Annotated in this window: 1 pseudogene; it reads right to left on the reverse strand. The window is 70.6% G+C overall.

The features are described 5' to 3' along the window. Window positions 1-231: pseudogene (locus tag ACQG3P_RS25125) on the reverse strand (amidohydrolase family protein); the annotation flags it as partial.

Below are 231 nucleotides of genomic sequence, written 5' to 3' on the forward strand. Positions count from 1 at the left end.
CCTGCCGCATGCGCCGTACTGGACGCGCAGGGCGCGCGGCGGCGGCGCCGGAGCGCAGCACGCACGCCTCGCCCTGGAAGGCCCGGCGGAGCTGGAACGCCAGGCCACCGCCGAGCGCGCGGATGCGGTCGATGTTGCGCGGGGTGATCGTTTCGGCGTGGTCGATGAACCAGTGCAGGCCATCGAACGGGATCTAGCGGATGACCTGCTCGTACACATCCAGGATGAGGT

Origin of the sequence: Stenotrophomonas sp. SrG (assembly GCF_050031795.1) — a bacterium.
Classification (GTDB): Bacteria; Pseudomonadota; Gammaproteobacteria; order Xanthomonadales; family Xanthomonadaceae; genus Stenotrophomonas; species Stenotrophomonas rhizophila_A.